Source organism: Priestia sp. KCTC 13724, from assembly GCF_056820425.1.
Map to the genome: position 1 here is coordinate 1 of NZ_JBXDLD010000027.1, position 22,063 is coordinate 22,063.

Sequence of the window (22,063 nt, forward strand, 5' to 3'; positions counted from 1 at the left end):
AAAAACAGGTGGAGAAAAACATTGCGTTTTTCTCCACCTGTTTTATTTAGAGGGACTTATTAGACAGCCCCTTTACCCTTAACAATAATGAATAAACTTAGCGGTAATTAATAAACTGCACGTCAATTGACAAATCCGCTTCTTTAATCGCTGCGATTACTTGCTGTAGGTCATCCCGGCTTTTAGCGCTTACGCGAAGCTGATCATCTTGAATTTGGCTCTTTACTTTTAAACCGCTTTTTTTGATTAAATTATTAATTTTTTTAGCATTTTCTTTATCGATACCTTGAATCAGTTTACCGCGCTGGCGGACCGTACCGCCTGAAGCGTTCTCAACTTTTCCATATTCAATGTTCTTTGTTGGTACACCGCGCTTAATTAATTTTGAAACCATAACATCTTTTAGCTGCTCTAGCTTAAACTCATCGTCGGAAATTAATACAAGCTCTTCTTTATCGACAGAAATGTCGCTTTTACTTCCTTTAAAATCATAGCGGTTTCGAATTTCTTTTAAAGCCATTGTAATTCCGTTTGTTACTTCTTGTAAGTCAACCTGTGATACTACGTCAAATGAGCTATCTTTTGCCATAGAATCCTCCTTGTTTTTTTCTTTAATTATAAATAAAACGAAAAGGGGATACAACTGATATTGAACAAGCATCTTGAAATTGATACAATACAATTTTGAACGTTTGTTTTCATAATGTAGAATCAATGATGATAATACAATTTGATCATAAAAGAAATAAAGGAACTTCACATAAAGGATGGATAAAAAATGAGTAGAGTAGAACCAGGCCAAAGAGCATATTTGACTGTAAGTCGTGAAACGCCGATGGGATATATGCTTGACAGTGAAGATGGAGAAATCCTTCTTCATAAAAATGAAACAACGCAAGAGCTAGCAGAGCAAGAAGAAGTAGAAGTGTTTGTATATTTAGATAACCAAAGTCGATTAACTGCTACTATGCATATGCCAGTTGTCGAAGAGGGAACGTATGCGTGGGTCGAAGTAGTTGACGTAAATGATGACTTAGGTGTATTTGTGGATATTGGTATGAGTAAAGATATGCTGATCGGTTCAACGGATCTTCCAGCTTTAGAAAGTCTGTGGCCTGATGTAGGAAACAAGCTTTACTGTACGATGAAAATATCAAAGCATGGAAAAATTTACGGGAAAGTGGCAACAGATGATGTTATGAAAGCAATGGCTAAGCCGGCTCCAAGTCATCTGTTTAATCGTGAAGTCACGGGTCGTATCTATCGCGTGCTACGAGTAGGGTCTTTCATTATGACAGAAGAAGGCTACGTTGGATTTATTCATGAATCAGAACGTAAGAAAGAACCGAAGATTGGTGCGCTTGTAACGGGACGCGTTGTGAATGTAAAAGAAGACGGTACACTGAATGTTTCGTTGCTACCTCGTAAGCAAGAAAGTATGGATGAAGATGCGCAAGTTCTATACGATTACATGGAAAGCCGCGGAGGCGTTATGCCATTTTGGGATAAAAGTTACCCAGAAGATATTCGCACGCGTTTCAATATGAGTAAAGCAGCGTTTAAGCGCGCATTAGGAAAGCTGATGAAAGAAGACAAGGTTTATCAAGAAGAAGGATGGACATACTTCAAAAAAGATAAATAAAGGCATTACAAAACCGCTTGGAAGCTTCCAAGCGGTTTTGTGATGCCTTTATAGATGGTCCGTTTTTTTAGAAAATGAATGTTTTCCTGCTTGTCTATTTCTTTGTTCATGTAGATTCTTTTGTTCTTGCTTTGCTTGATTATCTTTTGCCTTTTTATCGTTATCACTTGTATGAGGCATTCTAACACACACTCCTTTTTAGAACATATCGTTAGATTACCCTTAACTACAAGCATTATTCGATAATTTCGTTTAAAAAGAAAAGAGCAATCGTCCCAGGTCCAGCGTGAGAACCAACGGCAGCTCCAATCATGTTAATTAAAAACGACTTGCAGCCGAATCGCTCTTCAATCAGCGCTTTTAACTGCATAGCTGTTTCTTCATCATCACCGTGGCTAATTGCAATGGTTTGATCAGCTAGATTTTTTGCACCGCGTTCGTCCATGATATCAATCATACGCTTTAACACTTTCTTGCGCCCTCTTAATTTTTCAATTGGAACGAGTTTACCATCTTCAACATGTAATAAAGGCTTGATATTTAGCAATCCTCCAACAAATGCAGAAGCTTTGCTTACGCGTCCGCCTTGTGCAAGAAAATCAAGGTCGTCTACAGTAAAGATATGCTCCATACTAGACGCATATTGTCTTGTTTTAGATACAAGTTCTTTAAAGTTGAGACCAGCTGCCAGCTGTTGAACAGCATAGTGTACAACAAGACCTTGCCCAAGAGACGCACATTTTGTATCAATAATTTCTAACTCGAAGTTAGGGTATGTTTCCAATAGTTCGTTTTTGACCATCACAGCTGTTTGGTAGGTTCCTGAGAGTTCAGAAGAAAATGCAATATAAATACATTGCTCACCTGATTTAGCCAACTCTTCAAATGTTTCATATACAGTAGCTGGAGCAGCTTGAGATGTTTTCGGCATTGCTCCTTCTCGAATGGCTTCGTATACTTCTGCAGGATTAATTGTTTCTAAATCTAAATATTCCGTGTCGCGTAAATGAACGCGAAGAGGAAGCAATGAAACGTTATTTTCTTTGAAAAAAGAACAAGGTAAGTCACTAGCACTATCTGTTAAAATTTTTATTGACATAAATGTCACCTTCCTACTACATTTATCTAAGCGTTTATTTTTTTACGGTTTGATGAAAAGAAAATAAATACAATAATAATACTAGTGTATAAGCACTGAGGAAAAAATACAATTTATGAATAATTTTTTTATGAAATAAAAATGTTCATACTATAAAAAAAGAATGAGCAAATACTACATGTATACATAAGTTTGGAGGTTTGAAACGATTGAACAAGTGGCTGGAAGTCAAAAAAATTATTGTTGTTACAGTTGGTGCTTTATTAAACGCAGTTGCTTTAAACTTATTTCTAATTCCAGCGAATGTTTATTCCAGTGGATTTACAGGAGTCGCCCAATTAATTTCAAGCGTTGTAACTGACTATACGCCGTTTACAATTTCCACAGGTATTTTGCTGCTTTTATTAAACATTCCCGTAACAATTTTAGGATGGAAAAAGGTAGGTAAGACGTTTACGATTTATAGCTTTTATAGCGTTTTAGCTACAACGGTGTTTTTAGAGTTTGTACCGATTGAAGCTTTATCTCAAGACATCATTTTAAACGCGGTATTTGGAGGAGTCATTTTAGCTGTAGGAGTAGGAATTACGCTGAAGTTTGGTGCTTCAACAGGAGGATTAGACATCATTGCTATGGTGTTGTCCCGTATGAAAGATAAGCCAATCGGTGGCTATTTATTTACGTTAAATGCTGTCATTATTGCAGCTGCAGGTCTGTTATATGGGGCTGAAAAATCGTTATATACGCTCGTTGCCTTATATACAACGACTCGAGTCATCGATGTTATTCATACGCGCCACGTGAAAGTGACAGCGATGATTGTAACCAAAAAAGGCGAGGAGCTTAGAAAAGCCATTCATTCCAAGTTGGTACGAGGTATCACCGCTGTTCCTGCAAAAGGTGGTTTTACAAATGAAGAAAAAGAAATGCTAATGATTGTTTTGACAAGATATGAGCTTTTTGATTTAGAAAAAACTATTAAAGACGTCGATCCTCATGCGTTTACGAATATTGTACAAACGACAGGCATATTCGGGTTATTTCGCAAAGAAGAATAAAAGCAAAAGCACGCTGCAATACATAGCGTGCTTTTACTTTTATTAATTCTTTTTTTCCAAATCTTCAGCAAGCTCATGCAGCTGTGCTTGTTCAGATGGAGAGGCATTGTTTTCAATATGAGATAACATATCTTCCGCAATTTCCATCTGACCTGCTGGCGTGTGTGATGAAGCAGCCTGCTTTGTATTATATGTTTGATTTAAAGAATTTTCGAAATGCTGAATTTGCTCCTGTTCTTGAGGTGAAGCATCCGACATCACGGCTTTTAACATTTCGCCTGAAATATCAAGTTCGCCGTTGTGGCTTTTATGATTTTCATGATTTGAAAGACTCTCGCCTTTATGATGCTCAGAGCGATTTGAAACAACATTTTGGATTGTCTCTTTTACTTGTTGAAAAAATGACTGTTTCATACGTTATTGACCTCCATGAGGAGCGTGGCTTTGCTGGGCTTGAAACGCTTCAGCCTCCGCCAGTGTCATATGATAAGGAATACGTTCATCATGCTTTTGTACTGCATCTGCACCTTGTTTGACAAAACGCTTTGATCGATTGCTTCTACCCATCATATCTTCCTCCTCTAAAATAAAGAAAATCGACACTTAACTAAGCGTCGATTATAGTGTGTGCAGCTTTGATGAAAAGATAGCGTAAAAAAATTACCTGTGTTTTCAAAAAATAGTCAAGTTATAAATTTAAGGTCTTTTCCAAATAATAAGCAATACCATTGTCTTCATTTGAAAGGTAGAATGGTTTTATTATCAGCTAATAGCGTGCCGTCTAAATCTAAAGCAATTAAATGTTTTTTTGTATTCATACAGTCTCCTTTACACATCTTAATAAGTAATCGAACTTAATTAGTTGGATTTATATATATTAAAAAAGAGCGTAATTCATTCGCTTATTTTCTATCTTACATAAGTTTGTGGAAAGAACAAAGCACAACGTTTGACAGATAGAAATGAGATTGTTACGGTAAAACAATCAAAAAAGAATCTCATATATGAAAGGAGATTGCGACATGGATGAACAATTAAAAGAAAAGATCATGGAATCACTGGAAGAGGTAGTTGACCCTGAACTGGGCGTTGATATTGTAAACTTAGGCCTTGTTTACGACGTAATTATGGAGGAAAACCAAACAGTTGTTGTGACGATGACGTTAACATCAATTGGTTGCCCGTTAGCAGGAGCAATTACAGAAGACGTAAAGAAAAATGTAATCGAGGTAGACGGCGTTGAAAATGTCGAAGTGAATATTACCTTTAACCCTCCATGGGAAAAGGAGAGAATGTCACGATATGCGAAAATCGCATTAGGCATTCAGTGAAGAAAAAGTACTTCAGCTTAAAAGTTGGAGTACTTTTTTTGAATATTATGTAATAAAAATTAATTTGTATGTATATTTAAAACAGAATAATAAACTTCAAAAAAGATAGACTTTTTTTAAATATTCGTTTGATTTTATTTTTATACAGTATTATAATGAGAAATAATTCAAACAGTTACGTAGAAAAAGGAGTAGTATTATGACACAGGTTAACGTCGGTATTGTTGGAGCAACAGGTTACGGTGGCGTCGAACTAATTCGGTTGTTAGACGGTCATCCACATTTTAATATTCATTCGGTTTATTCATCTTCACAGAATGATTTGCCAATATCTGAAGTTTATCCACACTTATCCCATTTTGCATATAAATTAAAAGAAATTAATCCTAAAGAAATGGCAAAAGAAGTTGAACTGGTTTTCACAGCAACTCCTTCAGGGGTATCGAGTAAACTAGTTCCCACACTAATTAACGAAGGATTAAAAGTAGTTGATCTCTCAGGAGATTTTCGATTAAAAGATGAAGAGTTATATGAGCAATGGTATAAAAAGCCTTCTGCTAGTTTGGAAGATTTAGAGAAGGCCATTTATGGCTTATCAGAATGGTTTGCAGATGAGGTATCATCCGCTGACTTTATTTCAAACCCAGGATGTTACCCAACGGCAACGTTATTAGGGCTAGCACCGCTTGCTCAAGAAAAGATAGTGGTTTCTAATTCTATTATTATTGATGCAAAGTCCGGTATTTCAGGAGCGGGTCGTGGGCTGTCTCAACTCGCACATTATGCTGAAATTAATGAAAATATGAAAATCTATAAAGTTAATAAGCATCAACATATTCCAGAAATTGAATCCGTATTATCACGATGGGATTCTGAAATTGGTAACGTAATGTTTAATACGCATCTCGTTCCAATGACGCGAGGAATCATGACTACGATGTACGCACAATTAAAAGAAGAAAAGTCGATAGAAGAACTTCATGCACTGTATGTGCAGGCGTATGAAGCAAAGCCTTTTGTTCGAGTGAGGAAGCTGGGAGAATTTCCATCAACAAAAGAAGTGAGCGGATCAAACTATTGTGATATAGGCCTTGATTACGATGAGCGTACAAAAAGGGTCACAATTGTCTCAGTCATTGATAACTTGATGAAGGGTGCAGCAGGGCAAGCCGTACATAATGCAAATATCATGCTGGGCTTTGAAGAGAATTTAGGTATTAATGGATTACCTGTTTATCCATGATGAGCAGCGTAGGAGGGAATAATGTGATTACAGTAAAAAAGAGTTTGCTAGATATTAAAAAGATAGAGAATGGTACAGTTGTTAGTCCAAAAGGATTTTCCGCTGCGGGAGTTCACGCAGGACTTCGATATGAGAAAAAAGATATTGGGGTTATTATGAGTGAAGTGCCTGCTAATTGTGCGGCAGTTTATACGCTGAATACGTTTCAAGCAGCACCTTTATATGTGACAAAAGATAGCATCAGTCAAGAACAAAAATTACAAGCCGTTGTTGTGAACAGCGCTTGTGCGAATGCTTGTACAGGTGAGCAAGGTTTAGAAGACGCATATGAAATGCGTGCTACAAGCGCTGAGCAGTTTCACGTACCGGCTCATTATGTAGCCGTCGCTTCTACAGGAGTAATTGGCGAACTATTAAACATGAAGAAGATTAATGCAGGAATTAAGCAACTCCAACCAGTAAACACACAGAAAGGAGCAGAAGCTTTTCAAACAGCGATTTTAACAACTGACACGGTGATGAAAACTGCTTGCTATGAAGTGGTCGTAGATGGAAAAACCGTTACGATTGGTGGAGCAGCAAAAGGATCAGGTATGATTCATCCTAACATGGCAACGATGCTTGGATTTGTAACGACAGATGCCAATATCGAATCAGCTGTTTTACAAGATGCGCTTCGCTCTATTACGAATAAAAGTTTTAACCAAATTACGGTTGATGGAGATACATCAACAAACGATATGGTGTTAGTACTTGCAAATGGCAAGGCTGAAAACGAAACGCTAACGGTCAATCACTCTGATTGGAAAGCATTTTATGAGGCACTTCGACTTGTGTGTGAGGATCTTGCCAAGCAAATTGCTCGCGATGGAGAAGGCGCAACAAAGCTTATTGAAGTAAATGTTGAAGGCGCTGCTACCAACGAAGAAGCCAATATAATTGCTAAACAAATTGTTGGTTCAAGTCTTGTCAAAACAGCGGTGTACGGAGCGGATGCAAACTGGGGAAGAATTATTTGCGCAGTTGGCTACAGTGGAGTCAAAATTAATCCAAATGATATAACGGTGGCGTTAGGTGACATCGTGATGCTGAAAAATAGTCAGCCTCAAGCGTTTGATGAAGAAGCGGCTAAAAACTATTTACAGCAGGAACATGTAGCTGTGAATGTATCTCTTAATGAAGGAACAGCCAAAGGGAAAGCATGGGGGTGTGACTTAACCTACGATTACGTGAAAATTAATGCAAGTTACCGAACGTAAGGAGAGAAGATGATGTCAGGTGTAAAAACAATTGTTATAAAATGTGGAGGAAGCATCATTAATCAGCTAACCAATTCATTTTTTCGGGATTTAAAAAAGCTGATTGACAGTGGACATAATATTGTATTGGTACATGGTGGCGGTCCAGATATTGCGAATATGCTAGCAAAGCTTAATATTGAAGCAGAGTTTGTCGATGGCTTGCGCCGAACATCTAAAGAAGCCTTAGAAGTAGTGACAATGGTGCTCTCAGGAAAAGTAAACAAACAGCTGGTGCGTGATATTCAAATTCAAGGCCTCCAAGCAGTTGGTTTATCAGGGTGTGATGCACAGCTCTTAGAAGCCGAAGCTATCGACTTTGAAAAGTTAGGTTATGTCGGCGAAGTGGTTTCTGTTAATGAGCAGCTTTTAAAGCAGCTAATAGATCAAAGTTATATTCCAGTTATTTCATCAATTGGTGTAAATAGTAAAGGTGAGATATTTAACATCAATGCTGATGTAGCAGCAGGTTCGATTGCTAAGGCACTCGGAGCAGAAAAGCTCATGTTTGTAACGGATGTGCAAGGTGTTTTAAAAGACCAGCAGCTGTTACCAGAATTGACGGTAGAAGAAGTGAACTACCTAATCGAAGAGAAAACCATTTATGGTGGTATGATTCCGAAGGTCATGTCAGCAGTCAAAGCGCTGTCTCCAACGCTACACGAAGTCAATATTATCAGCGGTATTAACGGCTTTTTAGATCAAAATGGAAACTTAGTCGGAACTGCAATTAAACATACTATTAAAGGTGGAGAGGACAAAGATGAGCTCGTTATTTCCAACGTATCAACGTCTTGATATACATGTAAAAGAAGCAAACGGAACACATTTAACGGATGAAAAGAATCAAACATATTTAGATTTTATTTCAGGCATTGCCGTATGTAACGTGGGACATCGTCATCCGGAAGTTCAAAAAGCAGTAGAAGAACAGTTAAATAAAGTATGGCACGTGTCTAATTTATTTCATCAATCCATTCAAGAAGAAGTAGCTAGCTTGCTTGTTGCTAATTCAAGCGGAGACGCAGTATTCTTTTGTAACAGCGGAGCAGAAGCTAACGAAGCAGCTATTAAACTAGCGAGAAAGCATACCAAAAAGCATAAAATTATTACGTTTACGAAATCATTCCATGGTCGTACGTTTGCAACAATGACGGCAACTGGGCAAGCAAAAATTCATGAAGGATTTGGACCGCTTGTTAATGAGTTTGTTTATCTTCCATATAATGACGTAGAAAGCTTAGAGGCGGAAATGGATGATACGGTAGCTGCAATCATGACAGAAGTTGTTCAAGGTGAAGGCGGGGTAGTGCCAGGAACAGAAAGTTTTTTAACAACTATTCAAAAGCTATGTCAGGAATACGGTGCGCTGTTTATTGTCGATGAAGTACAAACAGGAATCGGTCGAACAGGTAAACCATTTGCTTATCAGCATTTTAATTTATCTCCTGATATTATTACAGCTGCAAAAGGGTTAGGAAGCGGAATGCCTGTTGGTGCGATGATTGGGAAAGCCTTTTTAACGGAGTCATTTGGACCAGGAAGCCATGGTACGACATTTGGAGGGAATCCAATTGCCTTAGCATCGGCTAAAGCAACGCTACAAATTATTTTTAATAAGCAATTCTTAGAAGAAGTCAATGCCAAGTCAGTCACTTTCAACAATCGGTTAGCAGAAATGCTAGAAAGCTATTCGGTTGTTAAAGAAGTTCGTGGAAAAGGTTTTATGATTGGTATTGAATGCGGTGAATATCAAGCACAGTTAATCACTGAGATGCGTGAAAAAGGGCTCTTAGTGTTAGGTGCAGGTCCTCACGTGATACGTTTACTACCGCCATTAACAGTAAGTAATGAAGAATTGGCAGAAGCACTAAATATTATAAAGCAAGTATTTCAAGAGCTTAAGGTAACGATATAACCGGTATTTTTTTGGGATTTATGTATAAAAATTCTTTAAAATAAATAATTATTCGAAGAGGGATGCAAAATGAATGGATATTTACATTTAGCAAACGGAGATTCATTTGAAGGTAGTATTGAACATACTGCCTCTCACCAAGCAAGCGGAGAAATTGTCTTTTTTACAGGAATGACAGGCTATCAAGAAGTTGTGACGGATCCTTCTTATAAAGACCAGATTATTGTTTTCACCTATCCATTGATTGGAAATTACGGAATTAATGAAAAAGACTTTGAAAGTAAAAAACCTCATGTAGCAGGCGTTGTCGTATACGAATGTTCCGATGAAGGATTCCATTATGAAGCGATGTATAGCTTTAAGCAATATTTGAAAAAGTGGAATATTCCTCTTATCACACATGTGGATACGAGAGCGGTCGTTAAACGAATTCGAAAAGAGGGTACAATGCAAGCAGCCTTTTCCGCTTCTGCTCAAGGTAACGTAGTAACGCACTCTGAACCATACGTAGTTAAGCAAGTATCAACGAAAGAAGTTGTATCACACGCTGGAGATAAACAACATATTGTACTAATGGATTTTGGCTGTAAGAAGTCTATTTTACAAGAATTGTTAAACCGTGGTTGCAAAGTGACGGTGGTTCCTTATTCGACTTCACTAGACGAAATTAAAGACTTAAAGCCAGATGGAATTGTTCTATCAAACGGACCGGGAGACCCGATGCAAGTGGCGAATCAATTATCAGAAATCAAAGCAATTATCAGTAAGTATCCAACGCTTGGAATTTGCTTTGGTCACCAGTTAATTGGCCTAGCGTTCGGTGCAAAAACCAAAAAATTAATGTTCGGTCATCGTGGAGCAAATCAGCCTGTTATTGATTTATTCACGAACAAAGTATGTATGACGTCACAAAACCATAGCTATGTGGTAGATGAAATGACAATCGAACAAACGCCTCTTAAAGTACGATTTAAAAATGTAAATGATCAGTCAGTTGAAGGTCTTGTACATGAGCAACTTCCGGTGTTATCAGTACAGTATCACCCAGAAGCGCATCCGGGACCAAGTGATAGCACATATATCTTTGATGAATTTATGAAGCAAGTACAGCAAGTTGGGAGCGAAAAAGTATATGCCTAAAGATAAAACAATACAAACCATTTTAGTTATTGGCTCTGGTCCAATTGTCATTGGGCAAGCAGCGGAATTTGATTACTCGGGCACACAAGCGTGTCTTTCACTGAAAGAAGAAGGCTATGAAGTCATTTTAATTAACAACAACCCGGCTACCATTATGACGGATACGCATATAGCTGATCGCATTTATTTTGAACCACTCACAGTGGATTCTGTTGAAAAGGTTATTGCAAAAGAAAAACCAGATGGACTTTTAGCAACACTAGGAGGACAAACGGGACTGAACTTAGCGTTAGAGCTACATGAACATCAAATTTTAGAAAAATACGGTGTGAAACTGCTAGGTACACCAATTGAATCTATTAAGCAAGGAGAAAGCCGTGAAGAGTTTCGTGCTCTGATGCAAGAACTAAATGAACCAGTTCCTGAAAGTGAAGTTGTAACAGAAGTTGAGCAAGCGTTAACGTTTGCGAAAGAAATCGGCTTTCCAGTTATTGTTCGACCAGCCTATACTCTGGGTGGAACTGGTGGAGGGATTGCACATTCACTAGAAGAACTTGAAAAGCTTGCTACGTCAGGTCTTCGAGAAAGTGCTATTCACCAATGTTTAGTTGAAAAAAGCATCGCAGGATTTAAAGAAGTAGAGTATGAAGTCATGCGTGATGCCAACGGAACATGCATTACAATTTGTAACATGGAAAATATTGATCCAGTTGGTGTACATACAGGGGATTCTGTTGTAGTCGCACCTTCACAAACATTAACAGACGTTGAGTATCAGATGCTGCGTTCATCATCGATTAAAATTATCTCAGCGCTTGGTATTATTGGTGGTTGTAATATTCAATTTGCGCTTGACCCTACTAGCAAGCAATATTATCTGATTGAGGTAAATCCGCGCGTCAGTCGTTCATCAGCTTTAGCATCAAAAGCGACGGGATATCCAATTGCAAAGATTGCAGCGAAACTATCCGTTGGATATAACCTTCATGAGTTATTAAACCCTGTTACGGGCGATACGTATGCTAGCTTTGAACCAGCGTTAGACTATGTGGTTGTTAAGTTTCCTAGATGGCCATTTGATAAATTCTTCTATGCAGAAAGAACGCTCGGAACGCAGATGAAAGCAACAGGTGAAGTAATGGCGATTGATCGTACCTTTACAAGAAGCTTCCAAAAAGCATTATCATCTCTTGAAATTGATTTAAATGGACTAGAAGTAGAAGAACTACAAGCTTTATCTTTAGAAGCTCTATTTGATAAGCTAGCAGATCAAAGTGACGAGCGAATCTTTATCATTTTAGAATTGCTACGTCGAAGTGTGACAACAACAGAGATTCATGAAAAAACGAAAATTGATTATTTCTATTTAAATCATTTCAGTAACTTAATTAAACAAGAGCAAGAATTAAAGAACGTTAATTTGGATTCAATTGAAAAAGAAGCACTAAAGAATGCAAAAGAACAAGGCTTTACTGATGCATATTTAGCATCGATCTGGAATGTTTCAGAGCTGCAAGTACGCTCGAAGCGTAAAAATATGAAGATTTATCCAAGCTACAAAATGGTTGATACGTGCGCAGCAGAATTTGAATCATCTACTGCATATTTCTATTCTAGCTACTATGGGGAAAATGAAATCGAAACGTCTTCAAACAAAAAAGTGGCAATTATCGGGTCTGGACCGATTCGAATTGGGCAAGGTGTAGAATTTGACTACAGCTCTGTACACGGTGTGTGGGCGCTTGAAAAGGCCGGTTATGAAACAATTTTAATTAACAACAATCCAGAAACGGTTAGCACAGACTTTGAAGTAGCAGATCGCCTCTATTTTGAACCAGTTACGGTTGAAGATGTCTTAAACGTTTTAGAAGCAGAAAGCGTAAATGACGTTATCGTTCAGTATGGCGGGCAAACGGCTATTTCATTAGTTAAAGGACTTGAAGAAGCAGGAGTGAACTTGCTTGGTATTACTAACAGCATGATTGATGCACTGGAAGACCGCGAACAATTTTATCAGCTGTTAGACGATTGTCATATTCCTCATATTCCTGGTGAGATGGCAGACAACGAGCAACAGCTTGTGAAAAAGGCAAAAGAAATGGGCTTTCCATTATTAATTCGTCCTTCTTACGTTATTGGAGGAAAAGGAATGCTTACGCTTCAAAGTGAACAGGAGCTCATGGATTGTTTATCATCCATTAAACCATCACATTTCCCAATGCTTCTCGATGCTTACTATCCAGGGCAAGAAGCTGAAGTGGATGTCGTTTGCGATGGAAAAGACGTTTTAATTCCAACAATCGTTGAGCATGTTGAAAAAGCAGGTGTTCACTCTGGTGATAGCTATGCGCTTCTACCAGCTCAAAGTGTAACGAACGCTCATAAACAACAAATGGTTTTATATGCTCAAAAAATTGTTCAAAAGCTTAACTATAAAGGAATTATGAATATTCAATATGTAATCTATAACGACGAAGTATATGTTTTAGAGGTAAACCCTCGTGCAAGTCGTACAGTCCCTGTTGTAAGTAAAGTATGCGATGTTCCGCTTATTTCGCTATCAACGCAAGTATTGCTCGGGAAATCTTTGTCGGAAATGAGCGAACAAACAGGTTTATTGCCAGACCCATCATACGTAACAGTTAAGTTTCCTGTCTTTTCGACAAGTAAGTTATCAGGAGTAGACCCGCTTGTTGGGCCGGAAATGAAATCAACGGGAGAAGGAATTGCGATTGCTTCTACAATTGAAGAAGCATCTAAAAAAGCATTTCATCAATACGTAACATCTAAAAAAGAAGCTGTTGAAGTCTATATTGATGCAGCAGAAGTATCAGAAGAGTTAAAAACAACGATTACCCATGCTGGCTTGAAACTGGCAGATACGAAAGATTTACAAGCGTGGACAAAAGGTAAAGAAGCATTACTATTTGTAAGTTTTGATTCTGCAAAGAAAGATAATCGTATGCTTGCATTAAAGCACGGTCTGCTAGTACTAACAGAACTAGAAACGTTTGAACTGTTCTTACAGTCATATCATGTAAGTGAGTATAGCGTATCGTCATTACAAGAATGGTTTCAACATAACGAAAAGGAAGTGACAATCTCATGAGTACCGTATCAGCATCCGCAAACTTAAAAGGTAAAGATTTGCTCACGTTAAAAGATTTAACACCAGAAGATATTATGTTTTTACTAGAAAGCGCTATTATCTTAAAAGAAAAGCATGAAAATGGAGAAATCGTTAAAACGCTTGAAGGAAAAACATTGGGAATGATTTTTGAAAAGTCATCTACACGAACGCGTGTATCGTTTGAAGCAGGCATGCTTCAGCTAGGTGGAAATGCGTTGTTTTTAAGCAGTCAAGACCTTCAAATTGGCCGCGGTGAAACAATTGGCGATACGGCTCAAGTGCTGTCGCAGTTTATCGATGCGATTATGATCCGTACGTTTGAACATTCTAAAATAGAAGAGCTGGCAGAATACGCTTCTATCCCGGTAATTAATGGCTTGACGGATGATTATCATCCGTGCCAAGCACTAGCGGATTTGCTTACAATTTATGAGCATAAACAAACGTTCAGCGGTTTAAAGGTAGCTTACGTAGGTGACGGAAATAATGTAGCTCATTCACTAATGATTGCATGTGCAAAAATGGGAATTGATTGTTCAATTGGTTGTCCCTCTGGCTATGAACCAAAGGCATTTGTAACGGAATATGCAAAAAAAGTTGCCAGCGAAACTGGAGCAACCATTACGATTACAGAAAATCCTGTTAAAGCTGTTCAAAATGCTGATGCTATTTATGCAGATGTATGGACGAGTATGGGGCAGGAAGAAGAAGCGAAAAAGCGTTTAGAAGTATTTGCTTCGTATCAAGTGAACGATGAGCTTGTTCAGCATGCTAAGTCAGATTATCTGTTTTTACATTGCTTACCTGCACATCGTGAAGAAGAAGTAACAGCAAGCATTATTGACGGGCCGAACTCCGTTGTATTCCAGCAAGCCGGAAATCGCATGCACGTACAAAAAGCATTGCTGCAAGCAATATTAGCGTAATGATGGCATAAAGAGACTGGGACATAAGTATTTCAGCCAATGAACTGTCCGAGCTATTGAAAGTTAAATACTTTTGGTAGCTCGGATAGTTTTTGTTGGTTTGAAAAACCACTAAAAACTAGTGGAATGGAGCTTAAGACACTCGACTCCCGCGGAAAGCGAATGTCTTAAGCACAGTGGAACGAACTTGTTTTTACAACCTAACTCGTTTAGAAACGTTATGGTTCGTCTTAGAGATGGAATCATTTCGTTATGTCACAGCCTGTTGTATATATGTTCCTTTCGTATCATGTTTAATTTGGACAATCCCGGGGAACACGATAAACATATTAAGCAGAACGAAAGGTGAGGACATAATGAAAGTTTTAGTAGTAGGAGCAAATGGAACAACAGGTAAGCAAGTAGTTGAATTATTAGCTAGCTCTAGTCAACACCAACCATATGCAATCAGAAATTGAACAAGCAATTCAATTTGCTCATTAAAAAAATGCGGATGGAAAAAACCATCCGCATTTTTTGTTTAAAGGAAAATAACCACTAATGCACCGACAATAAAGCAGTAAATGGCAAAGTATTTTAAGTTTCCTCGCGCCATAATGCCCATAAACCACTTTAATGAGAAGTAAGAAGCGATTAATGAAGCAAAGAAAGCTACTGTATAGGGTAGTAATAGCTCAGAAACGTTTGGATCATTTAAGATGTCGCTAATTCCTAATACTGTTACACCTAAGCTCACGGGAATGTAAAGTAAAAATGAGAAACGAAGAGCCGTTTCTTGCTTTGTTCCGCGTAGCATAGCAGCAACAATTGTTGCCCCTGAGCGACTAATTCCAGGGATAAGCGCTACGGCCTGTGCTAATCCAATAATGATAGCGTCTTTTACAGAAAGCGCTGCGTCATTTTTTCGCCCGCGAAGGTTACGAATAATCCAAAGGGCAATACCTGTAGCAATTAAAGCAAAACCAAGCACTTTTAATGATTTTAGATTGGCTTCAATTACATCGCCAAACAGTACACCGATAACGCCTGCTGGAATTGTTCCTATAATTAAATAGATAATAAATTGAAAATCTGATTTCGAATTTGGATCTTTTGTTTTTAAGAACTTAAGGCCATTTACAATAAGTCGAATAATATCTTCACGATAAATAATGAGTACCGCAATGAGAGAAGCTGTATTGACCAAAATTTCAAAACTGAGGCCTTCAATATTTAAACCGAATAAATGTTGAGCTAGTACAATATGTCCGCTAGACGAGACAGGAATTGGCTCTGTAATCCCTTGGAAAAGGCCTAAAAATAAATATTTCAAAAGCAAATAAAATTGTTCCATGCATAAATCCTTTCTACATTTTTAATAGTTAATTTAGATACTTGTTAAAGGTACATATCCCAGTATAAAAAAACTTTGCGCCACTGTGAAGTGAAAAGGGGAATTCCTTTAAATGTAAACGCTTTTTCTAATGTTTTCCTAGTTCATATCCTGATTATGAAATGAAAAACAGGGGGCATAGTATAAGAGAAGAGCTGGATTTTATTAATGAAGGAGGAAGGGAAATGGGACAAAATCGTCATTTTACAGCAGGTCAAAAAGCGCCAAATAACGGTGTTTATATAGAAATTGGTGAAACTGGAAGCAACGTGAATCATCCGAAAAAAGTGAAGTTAAAAGCAGGAGATCGCTTTCCAGAAACGTCTAATGATGATCGTCATTGGACATATATTAGAAAGCCATAATACGCAAGTAAAGCCATCTTCTGCAGATGGCTTTACTTGCGTGGGAAAACCATTTTATAATATGAAATAAAGGTCAAAAATAGTCAAAAACGGAGGGGTTTCAATGGATGTAAATAAAATGACGCAAAAGCTTCAGGAAGGAGTTATGAACGCACAATCTGAGGCCATCAAGCGAGGTCATCAAGAAATTGATAGTCTACACTTGCTGTACTCATTGATTCATCAGCCAGATGGAATTGCAGTTCGTATTTTAGAGCACTTACATATTGAAACAGAGAAGTTTGTAAAAAGTGTAGAAGCGGAGCTAGCGAAAAAGCCGTCTGTAACAGGTTCAGGTGTTGAAGCTGGCAAAATATATATTACGTCTGCTCTACAGCAACTGCTCGTTAAAGCTCAAGAAGAGGCAGACCGTTTAAAAGACGAGTACATGGCGGTGGAGCATTTATTTTTAGCCGCTGCTAATGAGGCCTCTACAACTAGCTTGGGAAGGTTGTTTAGCCAGTACGGAATCACGAAGCAAAAACTAATGGAAGTTCTGCAAAAAATTCGTGGCAACCAGCGCATTACGAGCCAAACACCAGAAGGCACATATGAAGTTTTAAGCAAGTATGGTCGTGATTTGGTAGCAGAAGTACGAGAAGGCAAAGTAGATCCTGTTATTGGACGAGATCAAGAAATTCGTCGCGTGATTCGAATCCTGTCTCGTAAAACAAAGAATAATCCAGTATTAATCGGAGAGCCAGGCGTTGGGAAGACGGCGATTGTAGAAGGACTTGCACAGCGTATTGTGCGAAGAGATGTGCCGGAAGGATTAAAGGATAAAATGGTGTTTGCTCTAGATATGGGAGCCTTAGTAGCAGGAGCGAAGTTTCGCGGTGAATTTGAAGAGCGTTTAAAAGCGGTGTTACAAGAAGTCAAAAAAAGCAATGGCCAAATTTTATTATTTATTGATGAGCTTCATACCATTGTAGGAGCTGGCCGTACAGATGGAGCCATGGATGCTGGAAATTTACTCAAGCCAATGCTTGCTCGCGGTGAACTTCACTGCATTGGAGCAACAACCCTGGATGAATACCGTCAATATATTGAAAAAGACCCTGCGTTAGAGCGCCGCTTTCAGCAAGTGTTAGTTGAAGAGCCAACGGTAGAAGATACGATTTCTATTCTTCGAGGGTTAAAAGAACGATTTGAAATTCATCACGGTGTAAACATCCATGACCGGGCTCTTGTTTCAGCTGCTGTTATGTCAGATCGCTACATATCTGACCGTTTTTTGCCCGATAAAGCAATTGATCTGATTGACGAAGCGTGTGCAACCATTCGAACAGAAATTGATTCTATGCCAGCAGAATTAGATGAGGTAACAAGAAGAGTTATGCAGCTGCAGATTGAAGAGGCTGCATTAAGTAAAGAAACGGACTTTGCTAGTACACAGCGTCTAACCGCTATTCGGGAAGAAGTAGCGAACTTAACTGAAAAAGCAGACGTGATGAAGCTTCAATGGGAGAAGGAGAAGCAGTCCATTCAAGCTGTCCAAGACGTCAGGGAAAAGCTAGAAAAAGCAAAGCGAGATCTAGAAGAAGCAGAAGGGCGTTATGACCTAAATAAAGCAGCAGAGCTTCGTCATGGACATATTCCAGCCTATGAGAAAGAATTAAAACAGCTTGAGGCCGAAGCTGCAAAAAAACAAGAGTCTCGTTTGCTGCGTGAAGAAGTTACGGAAGAAGAAATTGCAGAAATTGTGGGACGATGGACAGGCATTTCAGTGTCAAAGCTCGTAGAAGGAGAGCGAGAAAAGCTGTTAAAAATGGAATCTATTTTAAAAGCGCGCGTAATTGGGCAGGATGAGGCAGTGTCGCTTGTAACTGATGCGGTGATTCGAGCACGAGCAGGCATTCAAGATCCAAATCGCCCAATCGGTTCGTTTATCTTTCTGGGCCCAACTGGAGTTGGAAAGACAGAATTAGCTAAAACGTTAGCTGAAACGTTGTTTGACAGCGAAGATCATATTATTCGTATTGATATGTCTGAGTACATGGAAAAGCATGCAGTTTCACGCTTGATTGGTGCTCCTCCAGGATATGTTGGCTATGAAGAAGGAGGACAGTTAACGGAAGCTGTTCGTAGAAAACCATACTCCGTGGTCTTGCTGGATGAAATTGAAAAAGCACATCCAGAGGTGTTTAACGTGCTCCTTCAAATGTTGGATGATGGAAGGATAACAGATTCAAAAGGAAAGACCGTTGATTTTAAAAATACGATTATTATTATGACATCGAATATTGGTTCACAAACACTGTTAGAAGGTTTAACAGAAGATGGAAACATTGAGGAGTCAAGTCGAGAACAAGTACTTCAGCAGCTTCGCCAGCATTTTCGACCTGAGTTTTTAAATCGTGTGGATGACACGATTTTATTTAAGCCACTGTCAGTGAGTGAAGTAAAATCAATTATTGAAAAGCTTCTTAAGCAGCTTGAAAGCCGTTTGCAAGAAAGACATATTACGCTGACACTAACTGAAGAAGCAAAAAATTACATTGCGAAAGCAGGGTTTGATCCTGTTTATGGTGCGCGCCCGCTTAAACGATTTATTCAAAAGTATGTTGAAACTAAAATTGCTAGGGAATTAATTGCTGGCCATATCACAAATCATAGCGATGTAGTTATTGATAATAGAGGTGAAGAGTTCATTATTGAACAATAAATAAAAGACCATTTAGTGATTGCTAAATGGTCTTTTTGTGCTTTTAAAAAACGAAGTGTATTCTCGTAAGCATTGGAGCTATAGAATCGATCTTTTTAATGAGCAAAAAACTACCTTTGTGAGAATGGATTTTTACTATTGACTATAATTGTAAGCGCTTATAGAATGAGTATAAATTATTGAATTCGCTTTCTTAGCAAAGCACTATTTGGGATCCTAAAAGAAACAACGGACAGTAAATAATTATGCGTATACTTGTTTGGTTTCAAAAGAACTTATACAGATAAAGGAGGAAAGCAATAGTAAACTAGAGAAAGGTGATGCTAACGAAATAAGCGATATTAAGGGATAACAAGCTAATAGCAGAGCACCTAACGAAAGAGTCAACAACGCGCTTTTTTTCATTTCTATAAAGAGGTGAAGAGAAAGCCAGACTAAAATGAAATAAAATGGAATAAAATGGAATCATACATACGAGCGTAAATAAACGATAGCTATGTAACACCTGCTCGTTTATAAATGAAAAAATTCCGTTGAAAATTACGACCATATATAATATGAAAAAAAATAAGTCGTTAATTTGCACGAAAAGAAGACAAGCTCTTACTTTCATTACTTTGTTTAGCGCTTGTTGAATCAATAGCGTATAAAAAAAAGTAAGCAGCAGTATAAATAGATTCATTAAAGAGGTATAGAAATCATCGAACTGTCTGACAAAAAACAGTATGATGATATGAAAGCAGCTAATTGTAAGCGTTACGAAAGTAGATGTTTGCTTCAAAAATATCTCTCCTTCATCAAAATGCACACGACAGAAAATAGAAAAGGGTGTTCATCAATGAATATAGTCACTGTGGGATCATTTATATTCTTTACCGTTTTAGTAGCATATATTTCATATCGCTTTACTCGCGATGAAAATCTTGAAACATCAGAAGGATATTTTTTAGGGGGAAGAAGCTTAACTGGTTGGGTTATTGCTGGGTCTCTGTTATTGACGAACTTATCAACAGAGCAGCTTGTAGGCTTAAATGCGGATGGTTATTCGTTTAATATGTCCGCAATGGGCTGGGAAGTAGGTTCTTCAATCGCTCTTGTATTGGTTGCGTTATTTTTACTTCCACGCTATTTAAAAGGTGGAATTACAACAATTCCAGACTTTCTAGAATCTCGATTTGATTCAGGCACTAAACAGATTGTTACCATTTTATTTTTATTTGGCTATGTACTAAATTTATTACCTCCTATTTTATATTCAGGAGCAACTGCACTAAGCAGCATCTTTAATGTTCAAGGCATGTTTGGAGTTAGTTCAACGACCGCGCTGTGGATTACAGTGTGGGGAATTGGAATTATTGGATCAATTTACGCAATATTCGGAGGATTGAAAGCGGTTGCTGTATCAGACACGGTAAATGGCATTGGTTTATTGATTGGAGGATTAATGATTCCATTTTTAGGGCTGATGGCTTTAGGTGATGGTTCACCAGTTGATGGATTCAATAAAATTATGGAAAATACCCCCGAGAAGCTAAATTCAATCGGTGGAGAGAAAGATCCCGTGCCGTTCAGCACGATGTTTACGGGAATGCTACTTGTAAACTTGTTTTATTGGGGAACAGCACAGCATATTATGCAGCGTGCATTAGCTGCCAAAAATCTTAAAGAAGGGCAAAAAGGGTTAATTATTGCAGCATTTTTAAAGCTATTAGGACCAGCATTTTTAATTATCCCTGGTATTATTGCATTTAATATTTTTGGACCAGGACTTCCACCGATGGAAGCGTATCCAAAGCTGGTTAATCATGTATTGCCAACGCCACTTGTTGGTTTCTTTGCCGCTGTATTATTCGGAGCTATTTTATCATCGTTTAACTCAGCGTTAAACTCGAGCGTTACGCTTTTTGTTTTAAATATTTACAAGCCTTATTTTAAGCCAAAAGCTACGGATAAAGAACTTGTAAAAAATGGAAAAATGGTAGGCGTATTCTTAGCTATTTTTGCAATGTGCGTAGCGCCTTTAATTGCAAATGTACCAAACGGATTCTTTGCATATCTTCAGATGGTTAACGGTTTTTATAACGTTCCAATCTTTACGATTGTATTTATCGGCTATGTAACGAAAAAAGTGCCTGCGGTTGCAGCAAAAGTGTCATTAGCTGTATTTATCTCAATCTATGCCGTAACGCAGCTAGTATGGGATACAGGCTTACACTATCTTCACATTTTAGCCATCTTATTCGTTTTATGTAGCGGATTAATGTTTATCATCGGAAAAATTGCTCCAAAGCAAGATCTATATGTGTTAGAAGATCAAAAAGCAGTAGATTTAACCCCTTGGAAGCTTCTGTATCCGATGGGAATTGCAGCGGTTCTTGCAATGTTAGTAGTTTACGCGCTCTTTTCACCAATTGGAATTGCTTCTTAAGACAAAAGAGGCTGGGATATAAATATTTCAGTCAACGAGATATCCGGCCGATTGCTAACCTGCAATCGGTCGGATATTTTTTGTTCGTTCCGAAAACAAGTTGAAAAACTGGTGGAATGAAGCGTAAAAGACGACTTCTGCGGGAAAGAGAGAAAGAGCTGGGAACCCGCAGTGGGATTCTTCCCCGCGGAAAGCAAGTGTCTGGGGCGCAATGTAACAAACTTGTCTCTATATAAGTTTGATTTTAATTTCCGACGTGCTTATTTTTAAAAAAATGCGTCCATACTGTTCCTAAGATAATCATAAGGGAGTAGATGGATGATGAAAGTTCTACGTATTACAAATGACCATGGATGGACACCTGCTGACTTACGTCAATACGAAAAAACCATTCAAAACGTGAAAATGA

Annotated in this window: 19 protein-coding genes; 13 read left to right on the forward strand and 6 right to left on the reverse strand. The window is 38.1% G+C overall.

Annotation, left to right across the window (positions count from 1 at the left end):
- Positions 1 to 97: 97 nt before the first annotated feature.
- Complete coding sequence (locus AC1UFB_RS04465) at positions 98 to 589, reverse strand: YajQ family cyclic di-GMP-binding protein (RefSeq protein ID WP_025911874.1); 492 nt, start codon at positions 587 to 589, stop codon at positions 98 to 100.
- Between the two features lie 189 nt (positions 590 to 778).
- Here AC1UFB_RS04465 and AC1UFB_RS04470 point away from each other — a divergent pair, with 189 nt between their 5' ends.
- Positions 779 to 1,642 (forward strand): CvfB family protein, encoded by an 864-nt coding sequence (locus tag AC1UFB_RS04470; RefSeq protein ID WP_076513404.1) that lies wholly within the window; start codon positions 779 to 781, stop codon positions 1,640 to 1,642.
- 48 nt (positions 1,643 to 1,690) lie between these two features.
- Here AC1UFB_RS04470 and AC1UFB_RS04475 read toward each other — a convergent pair whose 3' ends face one another.
- Together AC1UFB_RS04475 and AC1UFB_RS04480 are read right to left on the reverse strand one after the other, a co-directional pair.
- Positions 1,691 to 1,822, reverse strand: a complete 132-nt coding sequence (locus AC1UFB_RS04475; RefSeq protein WP_076513403.1) for a DUF3941 domain-containing protein — start codon at positions 1,820 to 1,822, stop codon at positions 1,691 to 1,693.
- Positions 1,823 to 1,877: 55 nt separating this feature from the next.
- Entirely contained in the window at positions 1,878 to 2,741 is an 864-nt protein-coding gene (locus tag AC1UFB_RS04480) for a DegV family protein (RefSeq protein ID WP_025911871.1), read from the reverse strand.
- Positions 2,742 to 2,950: 209 nt separating this feature from the next.
- Here AC1UFB_RS04480 and AC1UFB_RS04485 point away from each other — a divergent pair, with 209 nt between their 5' ends.
- Positions 2,951 to 3,799: a YitT family protein gene (locus AC1UFB_RS04485; RefSeq protein ID WP_061785606.1), complete on the forward strand. Its 849-nt coding sequence runs from the start codon at positions 2,951 to 2,953 to the stop codon at positions 3,797 to 3,799.
- Positions 3,800 to 3,841: 42 nt separating this feature from the next.
- Here the strand turns inward: AC1UFB_RS04485 and AC1UFB_RS04490 are convergent, their stop codons facing one another.
- Complete coding sequence (locus AC1UFB_RS04490) at positions 3,842 to 4,213, reverse strand: hypothetical protein (RefSeq protein WP_061785607.1); 372 nt, start codon at positions 4,211 to 4,213, stop codon at positions 3,842 to 3,844.
- Between the two features lie 3 nt (positions 4,214 to 4,216).
- Positions 4,217 to 4,369 carry a hypothetical protein gene (locus AC1UFB_RS04495; protein ID WP_153301193.1) on the reverse strand — a complete coding sequence of 51 codons (153 nt, stop codon included), beginning with the start codon at positions 4,367 to 4,369 and terminating at the stop codon, positions 4,217 to 4,219.
- 452 nt (positions 4,370 to 4,821) lie between these two features.
- Here AC1UFB_RS04495 and AC1UFB_RS04500 point away from each other — a divergent pair, with 452 nt between their 5' ends.
- The 8 genes from AC1UFB_RS04500 (at position 4,822) to argF (ending at position 14,785) form a co-directional block, all read left to right on the forward strand.
- Complete coding sequence (locus tag AC1UFB_RS04500; protein ID WP_025908185.1) at positions 4,822 to 5,130, forward strand: metal-sulfur cluster assembly factor; 309 nt, start codon at positions 4,822 to 4,824, stop codon at positions 5,128 to 5,130.
- 199 nt (positions 5,131 to 5,329) lie between these two features.
- The gene (gene argC, locus AC1UFB_RS04505) at positions 5,330 to 6,373 is read left to right on the forward strand and encodes an N-acetyl-gamma-glutamyl-phosphate reductase (protein ID WP_061785608.1); all 1,044 of its coding nucleotides are present in this window, start codon (positions 5,330 to 5,332) and stop codon (positions 6,371 to 6,373) included.
- 26 nt (positions 6,374 to 6,399) lie between these two features.
- Entirely contained in the window at positions 6,400 to 7,632 is a 1,233-nt protein-coding gene (gene argJ, locus AC1UFB_RS04510) for a bifunctional ornithine acetyltransferase/N-acetylglutamate synthase (protein WP_373688705.1), read from the forward strand.
- A 12-nt stretch (positions 7,633 to 7,644) separates the two neighbouring features.
- Complete coding sequence (gene argB / locus AC1UFB_RS04515) at positions 7,645 to 8,469, forward strand: acetylglutamate kinase (protein WP_100348029.1); 825 nt, start codon at positions 7,645 to 7,647, stop codon at positions 8,467 to 8,469.
- On the forward strand, positions 8,435 to 9,589 hold the full coding sequence (locus AC1UFB_RS04520; RefSeq protein WP_076513397.1) for an acetylornithine transaminase: 1,155 nt from the start codon (positions 8,435 to 8,437) through the stop codon (positions 9,587 to 9,589). The genes argB and AC1UFB_RS04520 overlap by 35 nt, the downstream gene beginning before the upstream one ends.
- A 69-nt stretch (positions 9,590 to 9,658) precedes the next feature.
- The gene (locus tag AC1UFB_RS04525) at positions 9,659 to 10,729 is read left to right on the forward strand and encodes a carbamoyl phosphate synthase small subunit (RefSeq protein ID WP_061785610.1); all 1,071 of its coding nucleotides are present in this window, start codon (positions 9,659 to 9,661) and stop codon (positions 10,727 to 10,729) included.
- On the forward strand, positions 10,722 to 13,838 hold the full coding sequence (locus AC1UFB_RS04530; RefSeq protein ID WP_328100822.1) for a carbamoyl phosphate synthase large subunit: 3,117 nt from the start codon (positions 10,722 to 10,724) through the stop codon (positions 13,836 to 13,838). The genes AC1UFB_RS04525 and AC1UFB_RS04530 overlap by 8 nt, the downstream gene beginning before the upstream one ends.
- Positions 13,835 to 14,785 (forward strand): ornithine carbamoyltransferase, encoded by a 951-nt coding sequence (gene argF, locus AC1UFB_RS04535; protein WP_100348027.1) that lies wholly within the window; start codon positions 13,835 to 13,837, stop codon positions 14,783 to 14,785. The genes AC1UFB_RS04530 and argF overlap by 4 nt, the downstream gene beginning before the upstream one ends.
- Positions 14,786 to 15,305: 520 nt before the next feature.
- On the opposite strand, the gene AC1UFB_RS04540 is transcribed toward argF, so the two are convergent.
- Positions 15,306 to 16,118 (reverse strand): undecaprenyl-diphosphate phosphatase, encoded by an 813-nt coding sequence (locus AC1UFB_RS04540; RefSeq protein ID WP_061786502.1) that lies wholly within the window; start codon positions 16,116 to 16,118, stop codon positions 15,306 to 15,308.
- 224 nt (positions 16,119 to 16,342) lie between these two features.
- Between AC1UFB_RS04540 and AC1UFB_RS04545 the strand changes: the two genes are divergently transcribed.
- The 3 genes from AC1UFB_RS04545 to AC1UFB_RS04555 all read left to right on the forward strand — a co-directional run bounded on the left by AC1UFB_RS04545 (position 16,343) and on the right by AC1UFB_RS04555 (position 21,654).
- Positions 16,343 to 16,522 (forward strand): YjzC family protein, encoded by a 180-nt coding sequence (locus tag AC1UFB_RS04545; protein WP_025908175.1) that lies wholly within the window; start codon positions 16,343 to 16,345, stop codon positions 16,520 to 16,522.
- Positions 16,523 to 16,625: 103 nt separating this feature from the next.
- Positions 16,626 to 19,226, forward strand: coding sequence for an ATP-dependent chaperone ClpB (gene clpB / locus AC1UFB_RS04550; RefSeq protein WP_100348025.1), 2,601 nt, complete (start codon positions 16,626 to 16,628; stop codon positions 19,224 to 19,226).
- An 838-nt stretch (positions 19,227 to 20,064) separates the two neighbouring features.
- Positions 20,065 to 21,654 carry a solute:sodium symporter family transporter gene (locus AC1UFB_RS04555; protein WP_328100818.1) on the forward strand — a complete coding sequence of 530 codons (1,590 nt, stop codon included), beginning with the start codon at positions 20,065 to 20,067 and terminating at the stop codon, positions 21,652 to 21,654.
- The last annotated feature ends 409 nt before the right edge of the window (positions 21,655 to 22,063 follow it).